Origin of the sequence: Thermanaeromonas sp. C210 (assembly GCF_013167955.1) — a bacterium.
Taxonomy (GTDB): domain Bacteria; phylum Bacillota; class DSM-521; order Neomoorellales; family Neomoorellaceae; genus UBA12545.
Genome location: NZ_BLWF01000003.1, coordinates 285,415 through 306,153, shown reverse-complemented (window position 1 = coordinate 306,153; position 20,739 = coordinate 285,415). Strand labels below are relative to the sequence as shown.

At 56.3% G+C, this 20,739-nt stretch carries 23 protein-coding genes; 4 read left to right on the top strand and 19 right to left on the bottom strand.

All coding sequences use genetic code 11. The features are described from left to right. Nucleotides 1-121: 121 nt before the first annotated feature. The 7 genes from trpE to TAMC210_RS08910 form a co-directional block, all read right to left on the bottom strand. Nucleotides 122-1,549: an anthranilate synthase component I gene (gene trpE, locus TAMC210_RS08940; RefSeq protein ID WP_173298460.1), complete on the bottom strand. Its 1,428-nt coding sequence runs from the start codon at nt 1,547-1,549 to the stop codon at nt 122-124. 288 nt (nt 1,550-1,837) lie between these two features. Next, nucleotides 1,838-2,404 carry a Uma2 family endonuclease gene (locus TAMC210_RS08935; protein WP_173298459.1) on the bottom strand — a complete coding sequence of 189 codons (567 nt, stop codon included), beginning with the start codon at nt 2,402-2,404 and terminating at the stop codon, nt 1,838-1,840. A 146-nt stretch (nt 2,405-2,550) separates the two neighbouring features. Then, nucleotides 2,551-2,910 (bottom strand): chorismate mutase, encoded by a 360-nt coding sequence (gene aroH / locus TAMC210_RS08930; RefSeq protein WP_173298458.1) that lies wholly within the window; start codon nt 2,908-2,910, stop codon nt 2,551-2,553. Nucleotides 2,911-2,989: 79 nt separating this feature from the next. Next, complete coding sequence (locus TAMC210_RS08925; RefSeq protein WP_173298457.1) at nt 2,990-3,403, bottom strand: HutP family protein; 414 nt, start codon at nt 3,401-3,403, stop codon at nt 2,990-2,992. Nucleotides 3,404-3,808: 405 nt separating this feature from the next. Continuing rightward, nucleotides 3,809-4,801: a ketol-acid reductoisomerase gene (gene ilvC / locus TAMC210_RS08920; RefSeq protein WP_173298719.1), complete on the bottom strand. Its 993-nt coding sequence runs from the start codon at nt 4,799-4,801 to the stop codon at nt 3,809-3,811. Nucleotides 4,802-4,927: 126 nt separating this feature from the next. Continuing rightward, nucleotides 4,928-5,458: a cob(I)yrinic acid a,c-diamide adenosyltransferase gene (gene cobO, locus TAMC210_RS08915; RefSeq protein WP_173298456.1), complete on the bottom strand. Its 531-nt coding sequence runs from the start codon at nt 5,456-5,458 to the stop codon at nt 4,928-4,930. 99 nt (nt 5,459-5,557) lie between these two features. Further along, nucleotides 5,558-6,289 (bottom strand): pseudouridine synthase, encoded by a 732-nt coding sequence (locus tag TAMC210_RS08910; protein WP_173298455.1) that lies wholly within the window; start codon nt 6,287-6,289, stop codon nt 5,558-5,560. 155 nt (nt 6,290-6,444) lie between these two features. On the opposite strand from TAMC210_RS08910, the gene TAMC210_RS13795 reads away from it, so the two are divergent. Continuing rightward, nucleotides 6,445-6,621 carry an Arc family DNA-binding protein gene (locus TAMC210_RS13795; protein WP_373996446.1) on the top strand — a complete coding sequence of 59 codons (177 nt, stop codon included), beginning with the start codon at nt 6,445-6,447 and terminating at the stop codon, nt 6,619-6,621. 152 nt (nt 6,622-6,773) lie between these two features. Here the strand turns inward: TAMC210_RS13795 and TAMC210_RS08905 are convergent, their stop codons facing one another. Then, a complete protein-coding gene (locus tag TAMC210_RS08905) occupies nt 6,774-7,187 on the bottom strand; it encodes a cell wall hydrolase (RefSeq protein ID WP_277997704.1) in 414 nt (137 codons plus the stop codon). A 216-nt stretch (nt 7,188-7,403) separates the two neighbouring features. Between TAMC210_RS08905 and TAMC210_RS08900 the strand changes: the two genes are divergently transcribed. Then, nucleotides 7,404-7,931 (top strand): methylated-DNA--[protein]-cysteine S-methyltransferase, encoded by a 528-nt coding sequence (locus tag TAMC210_RS08900; protein ID WP_173298454.1) that lies wholly within the window; start codon nt 7,404-7,406, stop codon nt 7,929-7,931. Between the two features lie 190 nt (nt 7,932-8,121). Here TAMC210_RS08900 and TAMC210_RS08895 read toward each other — a convergent pair whose 3' ends face one another. The 11 genes from TAMC210_RS08895 to lysA form a co-directional block, all read right to left on the bottom strand. Continuing rightward, complete coding sequence (locus tag TAMC210_RS08895) at nt 8,122-8,655, bottom strand: spore maturation protein (protein WP_173298453.1); 534 nt, start codon at nt 8,653-8,655, stop codon at nt 8,122-8,124. Nucleotides 8,656-8,659: 4 nt separating this feature from the next. Further along, a complete protein-coding gene (locus TAMC210_RS08890; RefSeq protein WP_173298452.1) occupies nt 8,660-9,247 on the bottom strand; it encodes a nucleoside recognition domain-containing protein in 588 nt (195 codons plus the stop codon). A 77-nt stretch (nt 9,248-9,324) separates the two neighbouring features. Further along, nucleotides 9,325-10,497, bottom strand: a complete 1,173-nt coding sequence (locus TAMC210_RS08885) for a D-alanyl-D-alanine carboxypeptidase family protein (protein ID WP_173298451.1) — start codon at nt 10,495-10,497, stop codon at nt 9,325-9,327. Between the two features lie 52 nt (nt 10,498-10,549). Then, the gene (gene ytfJ / locus TAMC210_RS08880) at nt 10,550-10,996 is read right to left on the bottom strand and encodes a GerW family sporulation protein (RefSeq protein ID WP_173298450.1); all 447 of its coding nucleotides are present in this window, start codon (nt 10,994-10,996) and stop codon (nt 10,550-10,552) included. Nucleotides 10,997-11,151: 155 nt separating this feature from the next. Continuing rightward, nucleotides 11,152-11,796, bottom strand: coding sequence for a hypothetical protein (locus tag TAMC210_RS08875; protein ID WP_173298449.1), 645 nt, complete (start codon nt 11,794-11,796; stop codon nt 11,152-11,154). Nucleotides 11,797-11,915: 119 nt separating this feature from the next. Further along, on the bottom strand, nt 11,916-12,566 hold the full coding sequence (locus TAMC210_RS08870; protein ID WP_173298448.1) for a DUF2953 domain-containing protein: 651 nt from the start codon (nt 12,564-12,566) through the stop codon (nt 11,916-11,918). Nucleotides 12,567-12,651: 85 nt separating this feature from the next. Next, a complete protein-coding gene (scpB, locus tag TAMC210_RS08865) occupies nt 12,652-13,215 on the bottom strand; it encodes an SMC-Scp complex subunit ScpB (protein WP_173298447.1) in 564 nt (187 codons plus the stop codon). A gap of 7 nt (nt 13,216-13,222) precedes the next feature. Beyond that, nucleotides 13,223-13,975 carry a segregation and condensation protein A gene (locus TAMC210_RS08860; protein ID WP_173298446.1) on the bottom strand — a complete coding sequence of 251 codons (753 nt, stop codon included), beginning with the start codon at nt 13,973-13,975 and terminating at the stop codon, nt 13,223-13,225. A gap of 7 nt (nt 13,976-13,982) precedes the next feature. Then, entirely contained in the window at nt 13,983-14,969 is a 987-nt protein-coding gene (gene trpS, locus TAMC210_RS08855) for a tryptophan--tRNA ligase (protein WP_173298445.1), read from the bottom strand. A 22-nt stretch (nt 14,970-14,991) separates the two neighbouring features. Then, the gene (locus TAMC210_RS08850; RefSeq protein WP_173298444.1) at nt 14,992-15,621 is read right to left on the bottom strand and encodes a site-2 protease family protein; all 630 of its coding nucleotides are present in this window, start codon (nt 15,619-15,621) and stop codon (nt 14,992-14,994) included. 13 nt (nt 15,622-15,634) lie between these two features. Then, on the bottom strand, nt 15,635-16,948 hold the full coding sequence (lysA, locus tag TAMC210_RS08845; RefSeq protein ID WP_173298443.1) for a diaminopimelate decarboxylase: 1,314 nt from the start codon (nt 16,946-16,948) through the stop codon (nt 15,635-15,637). 336 nt (nt 16,949-17,284) lie between these two features. Here lysA and TAMC210_RS08840 point away from each other — a divergent pair, with 336 nt between their 5' ends. Together TAMC210_RS08840 and TAMC210_RS08835 are read left to right on the top strand one after the other, a co-directional pair. Continuing rightward, on the top strand, nt 17,285-19,447 hold the full coding sequence (locus TAMC210_RS08840; protein WP_173298442.1) for an amylo-alpha-1,6-glucosidase: 2,163 nt from the start codon (nt 17,285-17,287) through the stop codon (nt 19,445-19,447). An 81-nt stretch (nt 19,448-19,528) separates the two neighbouring features. Continuing rightward, nucleotides 19,529-20,725, top strand: coding sequence for a glycosyltransferase family 4 protein (locus TAMC210_RS08835; RefSeq protein WP_173298441.1), 1,197 nt, complete (start codon nt 19,529-19,531; stop codon nt 20,723-20,725). Nucleotides 20,726-20,739 lie beyond the last annotated feature (14 nt).

Below are 20,739 nucleotides of genomic sequence, written 5' to 3'. Positions count from 1 at the left end.
CCCTTTATGGCCCCTAACTGTCCCCATGGCCGCCCCCAGGGTGCGGCCTTTAGACCCGGGTCGGTCCCGTGTAGCCCTGCGGCCCCAAGGTTACCCCGAGTCACCGGGCAGCCCGGGGCTTTCATGTCCCTTCGCCGGAAGTGCCGAAACCTAATGATTTGAGCAAACCCCGGGCTTTATTCATGGTTTCCTCGTATTCGGCCTCGGGTTCAGAATCGGCCACGATGCCGGCGCCGGCCTGCACATAGGCCATACCCCTGGTAAAGGCGATGGTCCGGATGGCAATACAGGTATCCATATTCCCGTTTAAGCTCAAGTAGCCCACCGCCCCGGCGTAAGGGCCGCGCCAGTTGGGCTCCAGTTCGGCGATTATTTCCATGGCCCGCACCTTAGGCGCGCCGGAAACCGTACCAGCGGGGAAACAAGCCAGGAGGGCATCCAAGGCGTTCTGGCCGGGGGCCAGGCGGCCGGTAACCCGGGAAACCAGATGCATCACATGGGAATAATTTTCGAGGGCCATAAATTGGGGCACCTGTACGCTTCCCGGAACAGCTACACGGCCTACATCGTTTCGCCCCAGGTCCAAAAGCATGAGGTGTTCGGCGCGTTCCTTCTCGCTGTTTTGCAGGTCCTCGGCCAGTTCTCGGTCTTCACCCGCCGTACGGCCCCGCGGCCGGGTACCGGCAATGGGCCGGTTTTCGATAATCCCATCCTCTACCCGTACCAGCATTTCCGGGGAAGAACCTACCAGCTGTACTTCGGGAAAGTTAAGATAAAACATGTAGGGGGAAGGGTTAATGGTTCGCAGCCGGCGGTACACCGCGAAGGTATCGCCCCGAAAAGGCAGTTCCAGCCTCCGGGATAGGACTACCTGGATACAATCACCGGCAGCTATATATTCCTGGATACGCCTTACCTTGTTTTTATACTCTTCTGCCGTCATGTTGGCGCGGTAGGTGACAGGTCCGGAAATGAGGTCTGGATCCTGGCTTCTCGGGGGATGCTCCGGAGAATTTTCACGCATGAGCCCGATCACCTTCTGCAGGCGAGCTTGAGCTGCTTCGTAGTCCTGCCGGTCCCCCCTCCGGGCGAGGCATACCACCTTCACGGTGCGCAAGAGGTGGTCGTAAATTAAGAGGGTGCGGCTAAGTACCAGATAAATATCCGGCAGCTGCAGGTCATCCTTACCGTTGGTCGGTAGCTTCTCCAGCCGGCGCACCACATCATAGGCGAAATAACCTACCAGGCCTCCGAAAAACCGCGGCGCGCCCGGCGGCAGGGGAGAAACCCTCAATTCCTGCAACAGCCGGCGGAGAAAGTCCAGGGTACCGGAGACTTTTTCTTCCCTGCCCTCCCGTAAGAGAGCGCTCTCATCGCCCCGGCAGCGGTAAACGAGCAGAGGATCAAACCCTATGAAAGAATAACGGCCCAGCCTCTCTCCCCCTTCTATGCTCTCCAAAAGATAGCTATAGGGGGTTCTTCCGAATTTTAAGTACAAGGATACGGGGGTATCGGTGTCGGCCAAGACTTCCTGCCAGACGGGTATCATTTCTTCACCCCCAAGATACAAAAAAGCCGACGCTCGAATGAGCACCGGCACCTCGACTTTCTCGTCCGGCTCATCTCCAGCTCCCCTCTCCTCTACTCAGCTCAGCTAAACCTCTCCTCTATTCGCGTGTTAAGGCTATGATACCCTATAGCGCTATTTAGTGTCAATAGGTTAGTCGCCTGAGCTATCTGCGTTGTGCTACATCTTTTAGAGGGCCTTGACCTAATCTTACAGGAGCAACCCTATAATCAAGGCAAGCTCCCTTGGAATACCTGAGTAGGGGCAAACTCAAAAAAGGTCCGCCGCGTCCACGGCAAAGCCTTCTATCACTCGGGAACGGATTATCCCTCTCACCTGTATTTCCTGATCCAATTTAAATTTACCTTCGTCTAAAATAAATAACTCAATGGATTTCTCCAGGGGGTCGACCACCCAGTATTCTTTCACCCCGGATCTTTCATAAACTCTGTACTTATGACGCAGGTCATAATAGGCCGTGCTGGGGGAAAGTATCTCCACCACAAGGTCGGGAGCCCCTTCGATTTTATCTTCTTTGATAATATCCATGCGTCCTCGGGAAATGAATATAATATCCGGCTGGTAGGTTTCGGTTTCCTCCAGGTAAACATCCAAAGGTGCGTGCAATACAATGCCTAAATCCTTTGAAGTTACATGGGCAATCATTTGAAATTCAAGCTTCACGGAAATAATCTGGTGGTAAGGAGCAGGTGACGGCGTCAATACCAGCTTCCCCCCAATCAGCTGGTAAGGTGCCCCCTCCGGTAGCTGCTGGTAATCAGCGTAGGTATAGACCTTATCTGTGGCAGCAGCCATTTCCTGTAGGGCCATACCCATCTCCCCCACCTCCCTTGCCGTAATTTTACCACAAGCCTCCTAGAGGGTAAACCTCTGGGTACGTCAAGAAGGACTGCTCGGGCCGGAAGCCGGAGGAGTAAGCCTTTGTAGAAGTTAAACCCTGGCCCCCCCTCAAAAAGTTTGAATTACCTCAGGTCGGGTCTAAGCAGGGCGGCTCGGCCGAGGTAAACATGTTGAGGGGGGGATTGGCTGTATGCATGAAGGAGAACCCTGATGATGCCCGGTTGGCTGCCGGGTACCGGAATCTCGGTGGCGCACATTAGGGCCACTTCCCCCCAGCCCAGGCGCCGCGCAGCTTCTGCCGGGAAGGCGGCATTGAGATCCGGAGTAACGGTGAAAAAAGCACTGATTATGTCCGCCTTCCCGAGGCGGTTAACTTTTAACATCTCGCGCAAGAGTTCTTCTGTGCGCTCCAAGATCTCAGAGGCTTCGTTGCGCTCCACCGATATGGCGCCTCTGATACCTATAACCCGCACGTTGTCCATATAATCCACCTTCCTACCATACTGCCCCCATGATTCGGGTTGTTTTGCTGCCGCCCGGCCTTGCATCCCCCTCCATGGCTTAGGAAACCGCCCGGTGGCCCAGGCCGATGCCTACTTCGTCTAAATGCAGCAGCCCTATGCCGAAGAATACGGCAACGCTAATGTGGTCGTGGTACCGGGCAATGCCTATCTTGCCCCCGATGTTAAGCCCCAAGGCCTTAAATAGAAGCTGAGAGAGGGCCTCGCGCGTGGCTCCCGCAACCGCTCCCTCCTCCGCATGGGTTTCACGGATTACCCCTTCGCGTTTGGCCGCTACCACCGCCCTCTCTACTATCTTCTGGATAGAGCCTACGAATTCTCCTCCATAGTCCACGGCCGCTGCCCGAATACCCTGACGGGCAAATTCTTGCTTGAGCCGGTTCTCCTCTTCCCGGCTTTCCGAGAGGGCCATCTTGACGGCTACTGCCGCCACCTTCTTACTGCCATACTCCATAGATCTATACCCCATCCCCACCGCAAAATGGAATCCGTTGCCTTTCTGTTATATCATATCTCGCGTTGCCTATCCAGGGCTTTTTTCCCGCCACCGCCTCAAGGTAGGCAGGCCGAAGGAAAACTGAGGGAGGTACGGCTTCCCCTAGCCCTTCCAAGGGCTGGGCAGGGCGTCTAAAGCATCTCGATAGTGGCCTTCGGCTTCCGGAGAACCCCTTCGGCAAGGCGGTGACCGGGCGCCGCCGCCCCCTTATTGTCGGCACACCTGCAAAGCCGGAGCCATCCCCCCGGGTCCGAACCTCCGGGCCCGCGAAAAACGAAGCACTTAAGGGGTGTGTCGTTCACCCCTTAAGTGCCCCTCCTCAAAGGGTTATCATGCTGCCACCGCATCCCCTCCGGCAAGAGACTATTTCTTCAACCAGGGCATCATAGCCCTCAGTTCGTCCCCTACCTTTTCAATCAGGTGCTCCCGCGCCCGCTTGCGCAAAGCGTTAAACACGGGCCGGCCCGCCTGGTTTTCTAAAATCCATTCCCGCGCAAAGGTGCCGTCCTGGATCTCGCGCAGGATCTGCTTCATGGTGGCCCGCACATGGTCGTCGATAACCCGCGGCCCACGGGTCAAATCCCCGTACTCAGCCGTATCGCTGATGGAGAAGCGCATATACTTGATGCCGCCCTCGTACATCATGTCCACCAGGAGCTTAAGCTCATTAAGGCATTCGAAATAAGCTATCTCCGGCTGGTAACCGGCCTCTACCAGAGTTTCAAAGGCCGCTTGGATGAGGGCTGTGCATCCGCCACACAAAACGGCCTGTTCACCGAATATGTCCGTTTCCGTTTCCTCTTTGAAGGTGGTTTCGATGACCCCCGCCCGGGTACACCCAATGGCTTTGGCATAGGCCAGGCCCAGCTCTTTGGCCTTGCCGGTGGTATCTTGATGAACAGCCAGCAACGCGGGGACGCCTTTACCTTCTACATACATGCGCCGCACCAGATGGCCTGGACTCTTAGGGGCTACCATGAGGACGTCCACATCATCAGGGGGAACGATCTGGTGGTAATGGATGTTAAAGCCGTGAGAAAACATCAGGGCGTTGCCCGCCTTCAAATGAGGAGCAATCTCTTCGCGATAAACCTGGGGCTGGACTTCATCAGGCAAAAGGATCTGGATAACATCGGCTTCTGCCGCGGCTTCGCTCACGGTTTTTACCGTAAGCCCGGCTTCTTCCGCTGCAGCCCACGACTTGCTGCCCTTGCGCAGACCCACCACAACGTCCATGCCGCTGTCCTTTAAGTTTTGAGCCTGAGCATGCCCCTGGCTACCGTAGCCCATAATAGCGATCTTTTTGCCCTGCAGTACCTTGAGATCGGCATCCTGATCATAAAATATTACTGCCACTTTGTTCCTGGCCCCTTCCTTGCCAGGATTCACCTCCTGTCTCCCAGTAATTGTAGCATGACATGATTATACTACTTATTCGCAATGCAAAGGCCAGACTCCTGCTGGAGACTGGAAAAACCTTTCTCAAAACTCTATACCCTTTCGCGCTTTAACTCCCTTGGAATACGGGTGTTTCAGGGGCCGCATTTCGGTTACCAGGTCGGCTACGGCCACAATCCTTTCCGGCGCACCACGGCCGGTCAAAACTAGCTCCATTTCCGGCGGCCGCGTCTCTAAGAGTGCCAGTACCTCTTCCTCCGACAGCAGGCCAAAATGGAGGGCCACATTGATCTCATCCAGGATTAGTATGTCCGCTTCCCTCTTCAACATGACTTCCCCGGCAAAAGAGAGGGCCTCCCGGGCCCTTTCATAGTCTTCCGGCTGGAGTCCCTGGCGCCGGACGAAGCCCTGACGCCCAAAAGCCTTCACCTGGATTTCCGGGGTCAGCCGGGCCAAAGCCTTATGCTCACCGTAGTCCGCGGTCTTAAGAAATTGTACGATCACCACCTTTAACCCGCGCCCGGCCGCCCGCAGGGCCAAACCGAAGGCCGCCGTTGTCTTCCCTTTACCATCGCCGGTGTAGACCTGCACCAGGCCACATTTAAGTCCTGCCAAAGTACCACCCCATTCCTCTGAGCTGTTCTTCAATCTGCCTGTTGCGCCACCCCTCGGGATAAGCTGTTACCGGCTCTCTTTTCACCCCCCGGCGTCGGGTTAACTGTCGTCCCTCTTTAGGCCCGTCAGAGCATAGAGACGTTCCACTTCCCTCTTCGTAAGCGGCCGGTATTCGCCCGGACGTAGCCCCTTCAACGTCAAAAAAGCCATCTTAGTTCTCTTAAGCCTTAAAACCGGGTGTCCCACCGCCGAGCACATGCGGCGCACTTCCCGTTTTCGCCCTTCCCGCAAGGTTAGTTCCAGTATAGAGGTATCTTTCCCCAACCGCAACAGTTTAACTTCCGCCGGAGCCGTCATGCCGTCCTCCAGTTTTACCCCTGTAGCCAGCTTGTGTAAAGCCTGCCGGTCGGGCACGCCCTTCACCAGAGCCCGGTAGGTTTTGGTCACCCCGTAACGCGGGTGAGTTAACCTCAAGTTCAGTTCACCGTCGTTGGTCAACAATAACAGGCCTTCCGTGTCGTAATCCAGGCGCCCCACAGGAAATACCCTTTTCTTTACTCCCTTGAGCAGGTCGATAACTTTAGGTCTTCCCTGGGGGTCGTAGAGAGTAGTAACATAACCCGGAGGCTTGTACAGCAGGTAGTACACTTTTTCTCCGTTCCACTTCACCTCTCGGCCGTCCACTTCCACCAAATCTCGCCCGGGTTCTACCTTTACGCCCATGGCCGTCACTGTATTGCCGTTCACCTTAACCCTCCCGGCGCGGATGAGGTCTTCTGCGCTACGCCTGGAGGCTACTCCTGCTTGGGCCAAAAATTTTTGTAAGCGCATGTGGATTCACCATGGACATTCTTTTGTTTACCAGGCAAGTTTTAACCGAAGTAGTCTAAACTTACTGTACCAGACCAAGAACACTTTGGGTAGAGTGAGGGTCGCTGTACTAGTGTACTGAATAAAGAAGTAAAGACAAAAAGGGACGTCGGGAGATGGGACACAAAGAAAAAGAGAAAAAACAACTCCTACTTCGGATATCCGCATCACTCTGGCAGGAGCTGGCCGCCTGGGTGGAGGATGATTTTCGGTCGATCAACGCGCAAATTGAATATCTGTTATCCGAGTGTGTAAAACAGAACTCACAAGCCAGAAGCCAGGCGACAGGATGAAATAAAGCCCTTGAGACTGGGGCAGCAATCTTAAGGGTTTTTACCTTCGGTACGGGCCTATGCCCGAACTCCGGGGAATAGACCCTTATAATAGAATAGATAGGATTTATTCTTGAAAACGATCGTTATCCTGCAAGCATAGTATGAACTGCCTAAACAACAAAGAGGTGATTGCCAAAAGCCATCTTAACTTTTTTGCTTTTTATCCACTGGTTATCTGTGAGCTGCGGGTTATAGAAAAAGAGGGCGCCGTTAGTCGGGTCAACACCCTCCAGGGCTTTTACCGCAGCTTTAATGGCATCCCTATTGGGAGCCTTCACACTAGCCAGCCTATTATTGCCTACCGATTCGAACTGGCCAGGTTGCATAATCACCTCGTAGATTGTGTTAGGAAAGTCGGGGTGGCGCACACGATTGACCACGACGGCACCGACGGCAATCATGCCTTCCAGCGGTTCTGCCTCCGCTTCCGCCTGAATTAACCTGGCCAACAATAACACATCTTCTTCAGTCGCCGGGATAATAGAGGTTTTATCAGGGGACTCATGTTTGGTGGTATCCGTCAATCTCTATTCTCCTTTCTTAATCATTATCTGTACAGGTCATTATTGGTAGGTGCTATCATAATTTATGTTCCCACTACAACTAAAGTGTGCCGTTGGACGCCGGGGGCCAGAGCGGAGCAGGTTAGAAAGTGTTGTGCCCCCAGGTGATTTCCTTGCTTGATTTCTGTTATGATGAGTTTAGAAAAGCTTTTATATCAATTATAAAAGGTGGGCCATATGTCAACTCAACCGGAACCAACCGTGATCTACTGGGAAAGGCGCCCTTCCCCCTTAGGTTACCTTACCGTAGCCTTAAGTTCCAAAGGTGTATGCCGACTGTCCTTTCCCAATGAAGGCCCGGCAGAGGTCCAGGCCGCCCTAAAAGTTATTTTCCCCGGGGCAACCATAAAAGAAAACCCAGGGATAGCCAGGGAAGTTTTCCGGCAGCTGGAAGAATATTTTTCCGGCCGGCGCCGCACCTTTGAAGTATCCTTGGATCTCAGGGGTACTCCTTTCCAGCTGAGGGTATGGGAGGCCCTCCGGGCCATACCCTACGGTGCTACCTGCAGTTACGGCGACATAGCGCGCGGTATAGGTAAACCTAAAGCTGCTCGAGCTGTGGGGAGGGCCATAGGGAGCAACCCCGTAGGCATCATCGTTCCCTGTCACCGGGTTATCGGAGCTAGCGGTGACCTGCGGGGCTTCGGAGGAGGGCTGGAGGTAAAAGAGAGGCTCTTAAAGCTGGAAGGTGCCCTGGATCCTTAGGCTGCCCCGCCTTCATGGGTATACCCTCAATACCTCTTCTGGCTAAGAGTTGGTGTTGTTCTACCCTTTTTGCTATGATTTTACTGGGGTTTAATTATCAATTTTCACCGCCTGGTGGTAAGAATGGCCCCTTAGTTAGAGTCAACTTAGACCAATTGCTGACCCAGGTTGAAACCAAAGCTCGAATACTTTATCCAAACATCATGCGGCAGACGGCCACGGCGGCCAGCAGGCTGGATATATCCGCTATCAAGCCCAAAGCCAGGGCATAGCGGTAGCGCCTTATGCCCACGGAGCCGAAGTAGACGGTGAGTACGTAAAAGGTTGTGTCGGTGCTTCCCTGCATTACCGAGGAGAGCCGGCCGATGAAGGAATCGGGACCATAGTGGCTTATGAGTTCCGCGGCCACCCCCAGGGCCCCACCTCCCGAAAGGGGGCGCAGGATGGCCAGGGGGAGGACTTCTCCCGGCACCCCTATCATTCTTAAAAGGGGGTCCAGGAGGCGGGCCAACAGGTCCATGGCCCCCGAGGCCCGGAAAACACCTATGGCGACCAGCATGCCCACAAGGAAGGGTATGATTTTAACCGCTACCCTGAACCCGTCTTCGGCGCCGGCAACAAAAACCTCGTACACCCTAAGCCCCTTGAGGTAGCTGTAGGTTGGGATAAAAAACAGGACTGCAGGGATGGCCCAACGGGATATCTCAAGAATTACTTCGGTCACGGCATCACCCCCGGCGACCGTAGAGGCGGCGGAAGAGGCGGTCGCCGGCGACGGCAGCCATCATGCTGATCCCGGTGGCAATGATGGTGGGACCCACAACAATGGTGGGATCGGTTGACCCGGCTGCGGCCCTGATACCGATAATGGTGGCCGGTATGAGGGTTATGCAGCCCGTGTTCAATCCCAGAAAGGTGCACATGGCCGGAGTAGCTTCTTCCTGGGAAGGATTTAGCCGCTGGAGTTCCTGCATGGCCTTTAAGCCAAAAGGGGTGGCGGCGTTGCCCAGCCCCAAAATGTTGGCACTCAAATTCATCAGGATAGCACCGATGGCAGGGTGGTCCTGGGGAATTTCGGGGAACAGGTAGCGGGTAACGGGCCGCAGGGCACGGGCCAAGAGCCCCACCAGTCCCGCTTCTTCCGCAATCTTTAACAGGCCCAGCCAAAGGGCCATAAGCCCTATTAGCTCCAGGGCCAGGTTCACGGCCATCTGGGCAGCTCCCAGGGCCGCCTCCGTCACTGCTTCAATTCTGCCCTGGACACCAGCCACGGCTATACCGGCGACTAGCATTAGGAGCCAGATCAGATTGACCATCTAATCCCCCCATAAGCTACTTTCTAGTAAACTTATGAAGGGATGGCAAAATATAGAACCAAGGGAAATAAAACAGGCTAGCTCAACCGGACCCAGGGAAAATGGAAGATGTTAATGAAGGCCTGAAGAAAGGCCAGCCACCAAGGTTGTTCCCGTATATCCCGGCCGGCCACCAAGTCCACCGCTACCTTATGGTCCTGCCACCTAAAGACCACCGTGCCTACCTTGTCCCCCTGCTTAAGGGGAGCCGTTAGCCCCGGCAATATTTCAATGTCCTGCTGCCACTCAGCCGGCACGTCTTTGGGCACGGCAACCACTACCTGCCCGGCCGTGACGGCCGGTACAGTGTCTCTAAGACCCCTGCTCACTGGGGCCATGGCCACTGTTTTCCCGGCCGGCATAAGGACCCGGCGGGTAAAATGCTCAAAGCCGTAGTCCAGCAGCAGGCTTGCTTCCCGGTACCTATTGGGAGAATGCATGACTACAGCAATGAGCTGGCGGCCTTCGCGGGTGGCCGAGGCCACCAGTACCTGCCCTGCTTCCCGCGTATAGCCCGTTTTGACTCCGTCCGCTCCCGGATATTCATAGTAGCCCCACAAAAGCTGGTTGTTATTAACCAAGAGGCGATCCCAGGGCTTTCCCGGCCAGGGAATGACCGCCTCCTTCGTAGCCACTATCTCCCTGAATTTCGGGTTTTGGAGGGCGTAACGCGCTATAAGAGCCAGGTCATAGGCGGAAGAATAATGCCCGGGTGCCGATAGGCCATGGGGATTGGCGTAGTGGGTATTTCCGGCCCCTATTTCCCGGGCCTTGGCGTTCATAAGGTTTACAAACTCTTCTTCGGTACCGCCGATGTGCTCGGCAATGGCTACGGCCGCATCGTTAGCCGAGCGCAGTAGCAGGGCATAGATAAGCTCTTCCAGAGTGAGGGTTTCTCCTTCCTCCAGATAAATAGACGCCTCCCCTACTTCGGCCGCCTTCTTGCTGGCCCGCACCAGGTCGGTGAGGTTCCCGCGCTCCAGGGCAACTATGGCGGTGGTGATTTTCGTAGTACTGGCCTGGGGAAGCCTCTCATGGGGATTCTTGCTCCACAGGACTTGTCCTGTCAGGGCATCCATGAGTACCGCACTTGTGGCCTCAATCTGGGGTTCCCCGGCCGACGCCTCTAGGGGAAAGATCAGCCATAATAACAAAAAGAGCCCGGCTGCTGCCCGACAGAGTTTGCGGTGCCATATTCTACTAAGAAGCACTACTGACAACCTCCCCGGCTTTCTTTATTCGCCGGAAAGGCGCCGATTCCTTCTATTGAGGGCGCAGCAGGGTTTCGGTACGACCTACTATCCGCTCTTCTTTCTTAGCATCCTTCTTGTTCTTCCCCATAATTTCCTGGATACGCTCCAAAACCTGGGGAGTTAAATCGATCAGCCGGTCCACTACCGCATTGCCGTCTACCGGCAGCAAGCGTATTTGGTTTCTACCCACTACCAGGAAGCCTACCGGCTGAACCGATACACCGGCTCCGCTGCCGCCGCCGAAGGGTAGCCCTTTGCTTTCGCCACCCTTAGCCTCCTGCCCCAATTCATATTCCGAACCCCCGGCTGCAAAACCCGCCGTAACCCGGGATACAGGCACGATTACCATGCCGTCGGCCGTTTCGATGGGCTGACCCACCACGGTATTGACATCCACCATCTCTTTAATGCTCTCCATAGCCGTCTTCATAAGGGCCTCAATGGGATGGTCGCTCAATTCTGTACCCCCTTTCCCTCTGGCCAAGCCGTTAACACGAGGCCGTGCCCCGCAGAGCTGCACCCCATATAATAGCATGGCCTGCCCGCCACCGTAGTATGTAAGGGAATGTGGGGCAGGAGACGGGATAGGAAACCGCCCCCGCCCCTTGGGCCCTAACCTTCATCGGTCCACAGACGGAAGGCCCCTTTACCCGGCGGGAACTCACTTAAGTCCAGCTGCTGCAGTCTTTCGATAATCCGGTCGGCCTTTTCCCGGCTTATCTTTCCTTGGGCCACCATCTGGTCCAGCCTGCCCTTAACGGCCTCCGTAAGCCGCTCCTTTATCCCCTGTAGGGTAAGCCCCTTTTCGGCGGCCAGCTGCTCCAAGGTTTTGCCGCTGCGCAATTCATCTCTCAGCTCCTGGGGTGTCATGCCCAGGATGGAAGCCACATCCCCCAGGTAACCCATGCCCGCCCGTCCCCCGGGACCACCCTTAAGTCCGAACATAAACATACCCGGTCCACAAGGGAAGCGCCCTTCCTCTATGGCCTGTTTCATCCTCTCTCCCTGCTCGGCGCTCATTAGACCCTCGGAAACCGCCGCGTCCACGGTCTGTTGCCCGGCGGTCTTGAGGCGGCTGACCAGCTCCTCCTGGCTTAGTCCCAACAGCCCGGAGAGTTTCTCCAGGAAAATCTGGTCCAGCCGCATCGGGGGCTTGGCGGGATCTGTTCCCTGGGCCAAAGCCATCCCGCCCCATCCCAGGGTGAAGATCAGCGCTGCGGCGGCCGCGATGAGTAGATACTTCTTCGCTTTACCCACTTTACCTTCTCCCCTCCTTAAACTTTGTGCCGGCAGTTATACTATACCCGCCCTTTATGAAATCAACCTTAGAATTTTTTAAGAAAAAACTAAGAAAGCCCTTCTTCCCGGGCTCCTTTTCAACGGGCCTTCCGCCGAATCCCCCTTGCCACCCTCCACAGCAACAAGGCGCTTTTGAGGCCCGCCAGGATTAGCCGACCGGCAGCAAAGGAGAGCCGACAACGGAACTCCGCCTGCCACCGAACAGCGCCGAAGTGAGGGATGATGTCCAGTTCGGGCTTGAACCGGCCGCGGGTTTGCCGCAGAAGATTTTGCAGAAAAAATCCCAAAAGATTCCACAACACGCCTGCAAGAACACCCGTAGAAGCCGGATTGCCGGTGCCGACTTCGATTATACAGCGGAAACTTTGGCATCGGGTGCCTCCCAAGAAACAGCCCCACACAGAAGCCAACTTCCACCACAGCCAGGTGCCCCTCTTTAACAAGGACCGCGTGGTAGGTCGCCGCCCGCCGGAGCTCCGGACCGGAAACGGCTCCCGGGCCTTAGTATCCGTTAAGCCCGGGTCCTCCCCGAGGATCTCCCACGGAGAAGGGGAGATGTCGCACCATTTCCAGGAAAGGCTTTTCCAGGGCAGGCCTAAGGTAAGGTGGAGGAACCCCCCTTCTGCCTCCCGGCGGTGATAGGACACCTCCACCTTTACGGGCCACAACAGCAGAAGACAAAGGCCGGCCAGGCCCCCGAACAACAGGCTCCACTTTGCGGGATCCATACTGCCTTCCCCCCTTTAGTCTCCCCGGGCGACACTCCTCTATACGGCGTTAACGCCCGGGTAAAAGGGGATAGTGTAAGGGGGATTACGGCTCTTCGGGAACGGTGGCCGCAACCTCCATACGTCCCTCTTGCCCTTCTTCTAAAGGAGGGAGTTCTTTCAGGCTGGTCAAACCGAAATGTTCCAGAAAGCGGGAGGTGGTACCGTAGAGTATAGGGCGTCCGGGTACTTCTTTACGTCCCACTTCCATTATGAGCTCCCTGGACAAGAGGGTGTGCAGAACTCCATCCACCTTTACACCCCGCAGGCGCTCGATCTCCCCTTTAGTAATAGGCTGGCGGTAAGCGATAATGGCCAGGGTTTCCAGGGCGGCGCGGGAAAGGGCCGGGACTTCTGGCTTAAGAAATTTTTCGACATATTCAGCATACCGGGGCCGCGTACACATTTGGTACCCCCCCGCTATGCACCTGATCTGCAGGCCATGCCCGTGCCTTTCATATAATTCCCGTAATTCCCCGACTAGGTTCTCGACTTCTTCCTCATCCAAGTCCAGGCTGCGCGCTAGGGCAGAGGCGGTGACCGGCCCCCCGGCCACGAAAAGGAGGCATTCCAAGGCGGCTCTTTTATCCTGACCGGCGGTTTCTGCCAAGAGCCCTTCACTCCTTCCGCCACACTTCAATTTCGGCAAAAGCCTGGGGCTGGTAGAGATAAACCCTTCCCCGCCTCACCAGCTCCAGGAGGGCCACCAGGGTAGTGGCCACCTCTAAACGGCTGGGCTGGGGCCGGAGAAGGGAACGGAAGGTAAGTTTTCCCTTTACCTGGTACAGGCAGCGCAAAATGATGCGTTGCTGCCCTCGCAAAGTGATGGACAACCGCTTTACTGTATGTACCCGTTCGCGAGCCTCCCGATCTTCCTCGAGGCGCAGCAAAACACCCCGGTAGGCCCTTTGCAGATGAACCAGGGTGACCCCCTCCAGGGGGTCCACCCGGGCCAGGGCCGCGACAACCGCCTCAGCCTCCAGGGGGCGGCCGTAGCTCAGGGAAGCCCTACCCGCCAAGAGGGCCAGAACTTCGGCTGCTTTTTTGAAAGGGCGGTATTCTTCCATGCGCCTGGCCAGTTCCTCTTCCGGCCGGGACGCTTCTTCGTCTGGTTCCTCTTCTCCGGCAGCCCCTTCAGAAGGAAGGTTAAGAAGAAGCCTGGCCTTCAAGGCTAAAAGCTCGGCTCCCAGGAGCAGGAATTCTTCCATGGCCTCCGCATCTGTTTCACCCAGGTGGCGCAGGAATTCCCAATAGCGGGCCGTTACCTCCGCCACAGGTATATCCCTCACCTCTATCTCCTGCTCCTTAAGGAGGTATAGGAGCAGGTCCAGGGGTCCCTGGAAGACGTCCAACTCTACCCAGTAGGCCACGGGATTCCTATACCCCCATAGCAGCCCGCACCTCGGCTATGGTGGAACCGGCTACCTCCCTTGCCCTAGCCGCTCCGGCGTGCAAAATATCTTGCAGTAACTCCGGCCGTTGCAGAAGCCGTTGGCGGCGTTCCCGCAAAGGTTCCAGGACCTCATTGACTCTGTCCGCCAGGCGGCGTTTGCACGCTACACATCCGATGGCACCTGCCCGGCAACTGGCCCTGGTTTCTTCTATTTCTTCCCGGTTGTAAATCTCGTGGTAGGTATGAACAACGCATACCTCCGGATGCCCCGGATCGCTCTTATGGATGCGGGTGGGATCGGTAATCATGAGGCGCACCTTTTCCCGCACCTCTTCCGGCGTGGCCCCCAGGGGAATATCGTTGCGGTAACTCTTGCTCATCTTGCGGCCGTCAATCCCGGGCAGCAGGGCCACCCTGGACAGGAGGGCTTTCGGTTCCGGAAAAAGGGGAACCTTATAGAGATGGTTAAAGCGTCTGGCCACCTCCCGGCAGAACTCCAGGTGGGGCAGCTGGTCTTCTCCTACCGGTACGGCGCTGGCCCTATAAATGAGAATATCGGCCGCCTGGAGGAGGGGATAGCCCAGGAAACCGTAGGTCGATATATCCTTGCCCTCCTGGCCCAGCTGCTGCACCTGATCCTTATAGGTTGGCACGCGCTCCAGCCAGGAAAGGGGGGTGATCATGGAAAAGAGCAGGTGGAGTTCGGCATGCTCCTTCACATGGGACTGGACAAAAATCGTACTGCGTTCAGGATTCAAGCCCGCGCTCAGCCAATCCACGAGCATCGACCGGATATTCTCCTGCAGCTCCGAGGGATCGTCGTAAGCCGTAGTTAAAGCGTGCCAGTCGGCAATGAAATAGTAGCACTCATGTTCTTCCTGCAGACGCACCCAATTCTCTATCACGCTTAAGTGCCCGATATGCAACCTCCCCGTAGGCCGCATACCGCTCAAGATCCTTTCCCGTGCCATGCCTTTAACCTCCATCAAACCCTTATATGACGCTCAATCTGCTTACCGCCTGAATAAAATCGAGGACCAGGTACACCAGGGGACGCATGACCTTCCCCACAATGCCCGTGGCGACCAGCAAAAGCAGTATCAAGGGACCTGCGGTTTCCAACTGGTAGAGGTAACCGGCGCTCTGGCGGGATACAAGGCCGGCCAAGACCCGGGAACCGTCCAGAGGAGGCAGGGGCAGCAAGTTAAAAACCGCCAGGACTACATTATACATAACGCTCAAATGGAGGAAAGTCAAAATAAAGGGTTCCTTTAGTCCGCGGTAAACGGACACCTGCAAAACAACGGCCGCCAAGTAGGCCAGGACCAGATTCATCAAGGGCCCGGCCAGGGCCACCAGCATCATGCCTTTGCGCCGGTCCATTTGAAAATAATAAGGATTCACTTGGACCGGCTTGGCCCACCCAAAACCGGCCACCAAAAGGAGGAGGGTTCCCAGGATGTCCAGGTGGGCCAGGGGATTTAGGGTTAACCTGCCTTGGTATTTGGGAGTGGGGTCCCCCAGGAGGTAGGCCACCTTCCCATGGGCATACTCATGGAAGGTGAGGGCCAGTAGTATGGCCGGGATGCTGGCCAACAGGTCTCCAATATTATTTAAAAACAAGGCGGTCACTCCTTCATTTCAGCCTGGCCGGCAGTACGTCATACCGGAGCAAGTCCTCATAGGTCTCCCTTTTGATGATGAGGTCCGCTTGACCTTCCCTGACCAGGACTGCAGCCGGCCGACCCAGACGGTTGTAGTTGCTGGCCATGGCATAACCGTAGGCGCCGGTGCAAGGGGTCAGCAGAATGTCGCCCGGCTCCACCTCCGGCAGGGCGACATCCCATATGAGCATGTCTCCCGACTCGCAGCACTTCCCTGTAATGGACACCACTTCGGTAGCCTCGGCCGCCGCCTTATTGGCCAGGATGGCTTCGTAGCGGGCCCCGTACAGGGCCGGGCGAATGTTATCTGCCATCCCGCCGTCCACCGCCACATACTTCCGCACGCCCGGGATTTCTTTGATGGAGCCCACAGTGTAGGCTGTGCTGCCGGCCGTTCCCACGATGGCCCGCCCCGGTTCCACAATAACTTTCGGCACCTTAAGCCCCCGCCTTTCGGCTTCCCCGCATACTCCCGCCATAATGGCCTCAGCATAGGCCTCAATAGGCGGGGGATTGTCGCCCTCCACATAAACGATGCCGAACCCTCCGCCCAGGTCCAGTTCCTCTGTTATGAGCCCGGTGGTGTTCCTTATCTCCTCTATAAACGCCATCATAACTTCGGCAGCATGGCGGTAGGGCTCCACATCAAAGATCTGGGAACCTATATGACAGTGCAGGCCTTTATATTCTAACCCCGGCATCTCCTTCACCTTTTTCACGGCAGCTATGGCCTGTCCGTTGGGCAAGGTAAACCCGAACTTGGAATCTATTTGGCCGGTCCTAATATATTCATGGGTGTGGGCTTCAATGCCGGGAGTGAGGCGCAGGAGGACGGGAACCTTCTGCCCCCGCTCTTCTGCCAGGCGGGCCAGGACTTCTAACTCGAAGAAGTTATCCACTACTATCCGGCCCACGCCTGCCTCCAAAGCCATTATAAGTTCGGCATAGCTTTTATTATTGCCATGAAAATAAATGCGGTCAGGTGGAAATCCGGCCTTTAAGGCCGTATAAAGCTCTCCTCCGGATACTACGTCCAAACCCAAACCCTCTTGTTGGATAATCCGGCACACGGCGACGGTCAGAAAGGCCTTGCCGGCATAAATTACCTCGGCGTTGCCATACTTATGAACGAAAGCCTGGTGGAACCTGCGACAGTTTTGACGGAGGAGGTCTTCGTCAAAAATATGCAGCGGCGTACCAAACTCCCGGGCCAGGTCAACTACGTCGCACCCCCCTATCTCGAGGTGGCCCCGTAGGTTGACCCGCATAGTTCCGTGAAACTCCATCCGTTTTCCCCTTTCCCCCGAGTATATCTTCATTTTACTCAAGGGCGGGGCCGCTGTCCAGGAATGACGTAAACTCAGAAGGAAACTTCCGTTATCCGTCGAAATCTAAGGCCATATACCCGCGAGCCCCGGTTTTACCGGCGGCGGAGCATCGGCCCAGCGGGCGGTCCCGGGTTCCTCCCCACCCCGGTTTGCCGCCCCACCTAAACTGCGGCATTTCAGCCTGCTTTACAGCCCCGCAGTCTTCCGGGCAAAAACAAAAGGTGTCCGAAGAGTAATGGCGGGACCATAAACCCGGGCGGCAAGGACAGAGGCCCTGCAGAAGGAGGTATTGCCGTGGCAGAACTTCCCTTAGATCTCCGCGTGGCCCCCGCCGAAGTCGAACCGGTAACCGAAGTGTTGAAAGAAGGTAATATCTTTTTGGTTTCCCTGCCCACGGGGGAAATTGCAGGCGGCAATCCGGGAAGTCTGGGTCTCTTTCACAGCGACACCCGCTACCTGGACCGGTTCGAGCTGTTCCTGCAGGAACGCAAGCCCGTCTTTCTCTCCTCGGCCATACGGGACAGCCACTTTGCCCAGATAGAGTTGACCAACCCGGAGTTTACCCTTCCCTCAGGCCAGGTCGTCCCGCTGCAAAGTGTCCACCTCCGCCTATTAAGGCTCATCAAGGACGCCTTATTCCAGCGCTTGCGCCTTATTAACTTTAATTCCTTTCCCTTAAGCCTTTCCCTGGATATCCTCCTGGGGGCCGACTTCCGCGATATTTTTGAGGTCCGCGGAACCAGGAGGCCCCGGCGGGGGGAAATTTTGCCCCCGGAGGTGACCCGCTGGGGGGTTAAGCTGGCCTACCGGGGCCTCGACGGCCAGGTAAGGACCACGGCGGTCTCTTTGGACCCTCCTCCGGCTACCATCAGGGCCGAACCGGGTCGAGCTCTGATACGGTATAATCTTACTTTACCTCCCCATAAGAAAGTTTACCTCCATTTCCGGGTAGATCTGGATAAGGAAATCGCTGAGGACCCGGCCCTCATTTCCACCGGATTTTCTGCCGCCACCATCATGCTGGCGGGCCGCTATCACCAGTGGGAACGGGAATGCACCCAATTCCACACGGACAACACCTCTCTAAACAACATGTTGCAGACGGCCCTGACGGACCTGGCTGCCCTCCAGACCGATTACCCGGGGGAAGGGCGCATCCTTGATGCCGGCATACCATGGTATGCAGCTCCCTTCGGCCGCGACTCCCTTATTACTTCCTGGCAGACCTTAATCGTCAATCCGGATATTGCCAGAAATACTCTCCGCTTCCTCGCCCGCTACCAGGGAAGGCGGGAGGATAAATGGCGGGAGGAAGCACCCGGCAAGATCTTGCACGAACTCCGCCGGGGAGAAATGACCCGTTGTCGGGAAGTCCCCCACAGCCCCTATTATGGTTCCATCGATGCCACCCTTTGGTTTGTGATTCTTCTCGGTGCCCTCTACCGCTGGACCCTGGATAAAGACCTCCTGAGGGACATGGCCGAGCCCCTGCGACGCTGCATCCGGTGGTGCCTTTGGTACGGGGACCTGGATAACGATGGCTACCTGGAGTACCTGCGGACATCTCCCGCCGGGCTAACCAACCAGGGTTGGAAGGATTCCTGGGACGGCGTAATTGACCCTGAAGGCCGTGTCCCCGCCGGCCCCATTGCTCTGGTAGAGGTGCAGGCCTATTATTACTTGGCCCTGCAGGAAGCGGCCTACCTGCTGCAGGTCCTGGGGGAAGGAATGGTAGCCGCCAGCCTGCTCCGGAGGGCCCACAGGCTAAGGGAGCGGTTCATAAGGGATTTCTGGCGGGAGGATGAGGGCTATCTTATTTTTGCCCTGGACGGGTCAAAACGGCCCATTACTACTCTCGTCTCCAACGGGGGGCACTGCCTGTTTACTGGCATTCTGTCGGAGGAACAGGCCCAGCGGGTGGTACGCCGCCTCCTGGCCGAAGATTTTTATTCCGGCTGGGGCATCCGTACCATGAGCAAAAGGGAAAAACCCTACAACCCCATGAGTTACCACAACGGCTCCGTCTGGCCCCACGACAACGCCATAATCGCGGCCGGCATGCGCCGGTACCAGTGCCTCGCCGAGCTGTACCGCCTGGCCTCCGGCCTCTTTGAGGCCAGCGCCTTCTTTTCCTACAACCGCTGGCCCGAACTTTTCTGCGGCTTTACCCGCCGGGGCCTCACCGGTCCCGTCCGCTACCCCATTGCCTGTGATCCCCAGGCCTGGGCGGTGGGAAGTATTTTTTCTTTTTTGCAGAGCTTATTAGGTTTAGATTGCCGGGACAACACCATATATATTAATCGGCCGCTTCTTTTACCGGGAGCCAAACGACTGGAGATGCGCAATCTGGCTGTGGCCCAGAGCCGCATTGATCTGGTCTTCGAGGAGCGGGAGGGGCAAGTCTTTTGCCATGTGCTGCGGAAGGAGGGTAATATAAAGGTTATCATTGAAGCGTAGTCCTGCCCTTCCTTGACTTTCGTCGTGCTCCTGGACTATAATTTTAGTGTTAAACTATTCCATCAGGGGGAGGAATCGCGTATGCGCATCGCCATGTTGCACTGGGCTTTTCCCCCCATTATTGGCGGGGTAGAGTCTCACCTGGCCCTCCTTTGTCCGCGGCTGGTGCAGCAGGGTCATACCGTGAGCCTGGTAACAGCTACAGCTCCGGGAACCTTGGCCTACGAGACCTGGCGGGGAGTGGCCATCCGGCGCTCTCCTCTCCTGGATCTTAACTCTCTAACTCCGGAGCTTATCGAGGCTAAAGCGGTAGAAATACGCCGGGTTATGGAAGACTTCCTCCTCGATTTCCGGCCCGATGTGGTTCATGCCCACAACTTTCACTACTTCAGCTTCGTACATGCTTCCGCCTTACAGGAGATCTGCGCTCGCCATGGCTGGCCCCTCGTACTAACGGCCCATAATGTGTGGGATGATGAATTGTGGAAGCGCATGAATACTCTAGCCCGCGGTTGGGATGCGGTGATCGCCGTGAGCCACTACATACGCCAGGAGTTGATAGTGAACGGCTATCCTCCCGAACGCGTGGTAGTGGTTCACCACGGAATCGACGACCATGCCTTCCAGCCGCCCACGGCTTTGGAATTACAAAATCTCTATCGAGCCTATCCTGCCTTGCGCGGCCGGCGGGTCATCTTCCACCCGGCCCGCATGAGCCTTGCCAAAGGCTGTGACGTCAGCCTCCGCGCCCTGGATCTAATCAGGCGCCAGATACCGGACGCCCTCCTTGTGATGGCGGGAACTTCCAACACCGTAGACTGGGGTCAAAAGCAGCCGGCAGAAATACTCTACATCAACCAGCTCATAGAGGAGCTGGACCTGAAGGACCACGTATTCGTCCGCTTCTTTCCCTGGTTTGAAATGCCTCAAATTTACAAAGGCGCCGAGATCTGCTGGTATCCTTCGTCCTTCCAGGAGCCCTTTGGGCTGGTAATGCTGGAGGCCATGGCCAGCGGCAAGCCCATCATCGTCAGCCGGGCCGGCGGCATGCCTGAAGTAGTACGCCCGGGTTATAACGGTTTCCTGATATCTCCTAAGGATTATGAAGACCTCGCCCGCTACACAATCTTCCTGCTCCACAATCCCGGTATTGCCGCCAATATAGGTCAGAACGGGCGGCGCATGGTAGAAGAGCATTTCACCGTAGAAATCATGACTCGAGCTACCCTTGATGTTTACCAGGACACCTTGGGCCTGTTGCAAGCTCAGACGGGGTAACACTGGTGACAGAA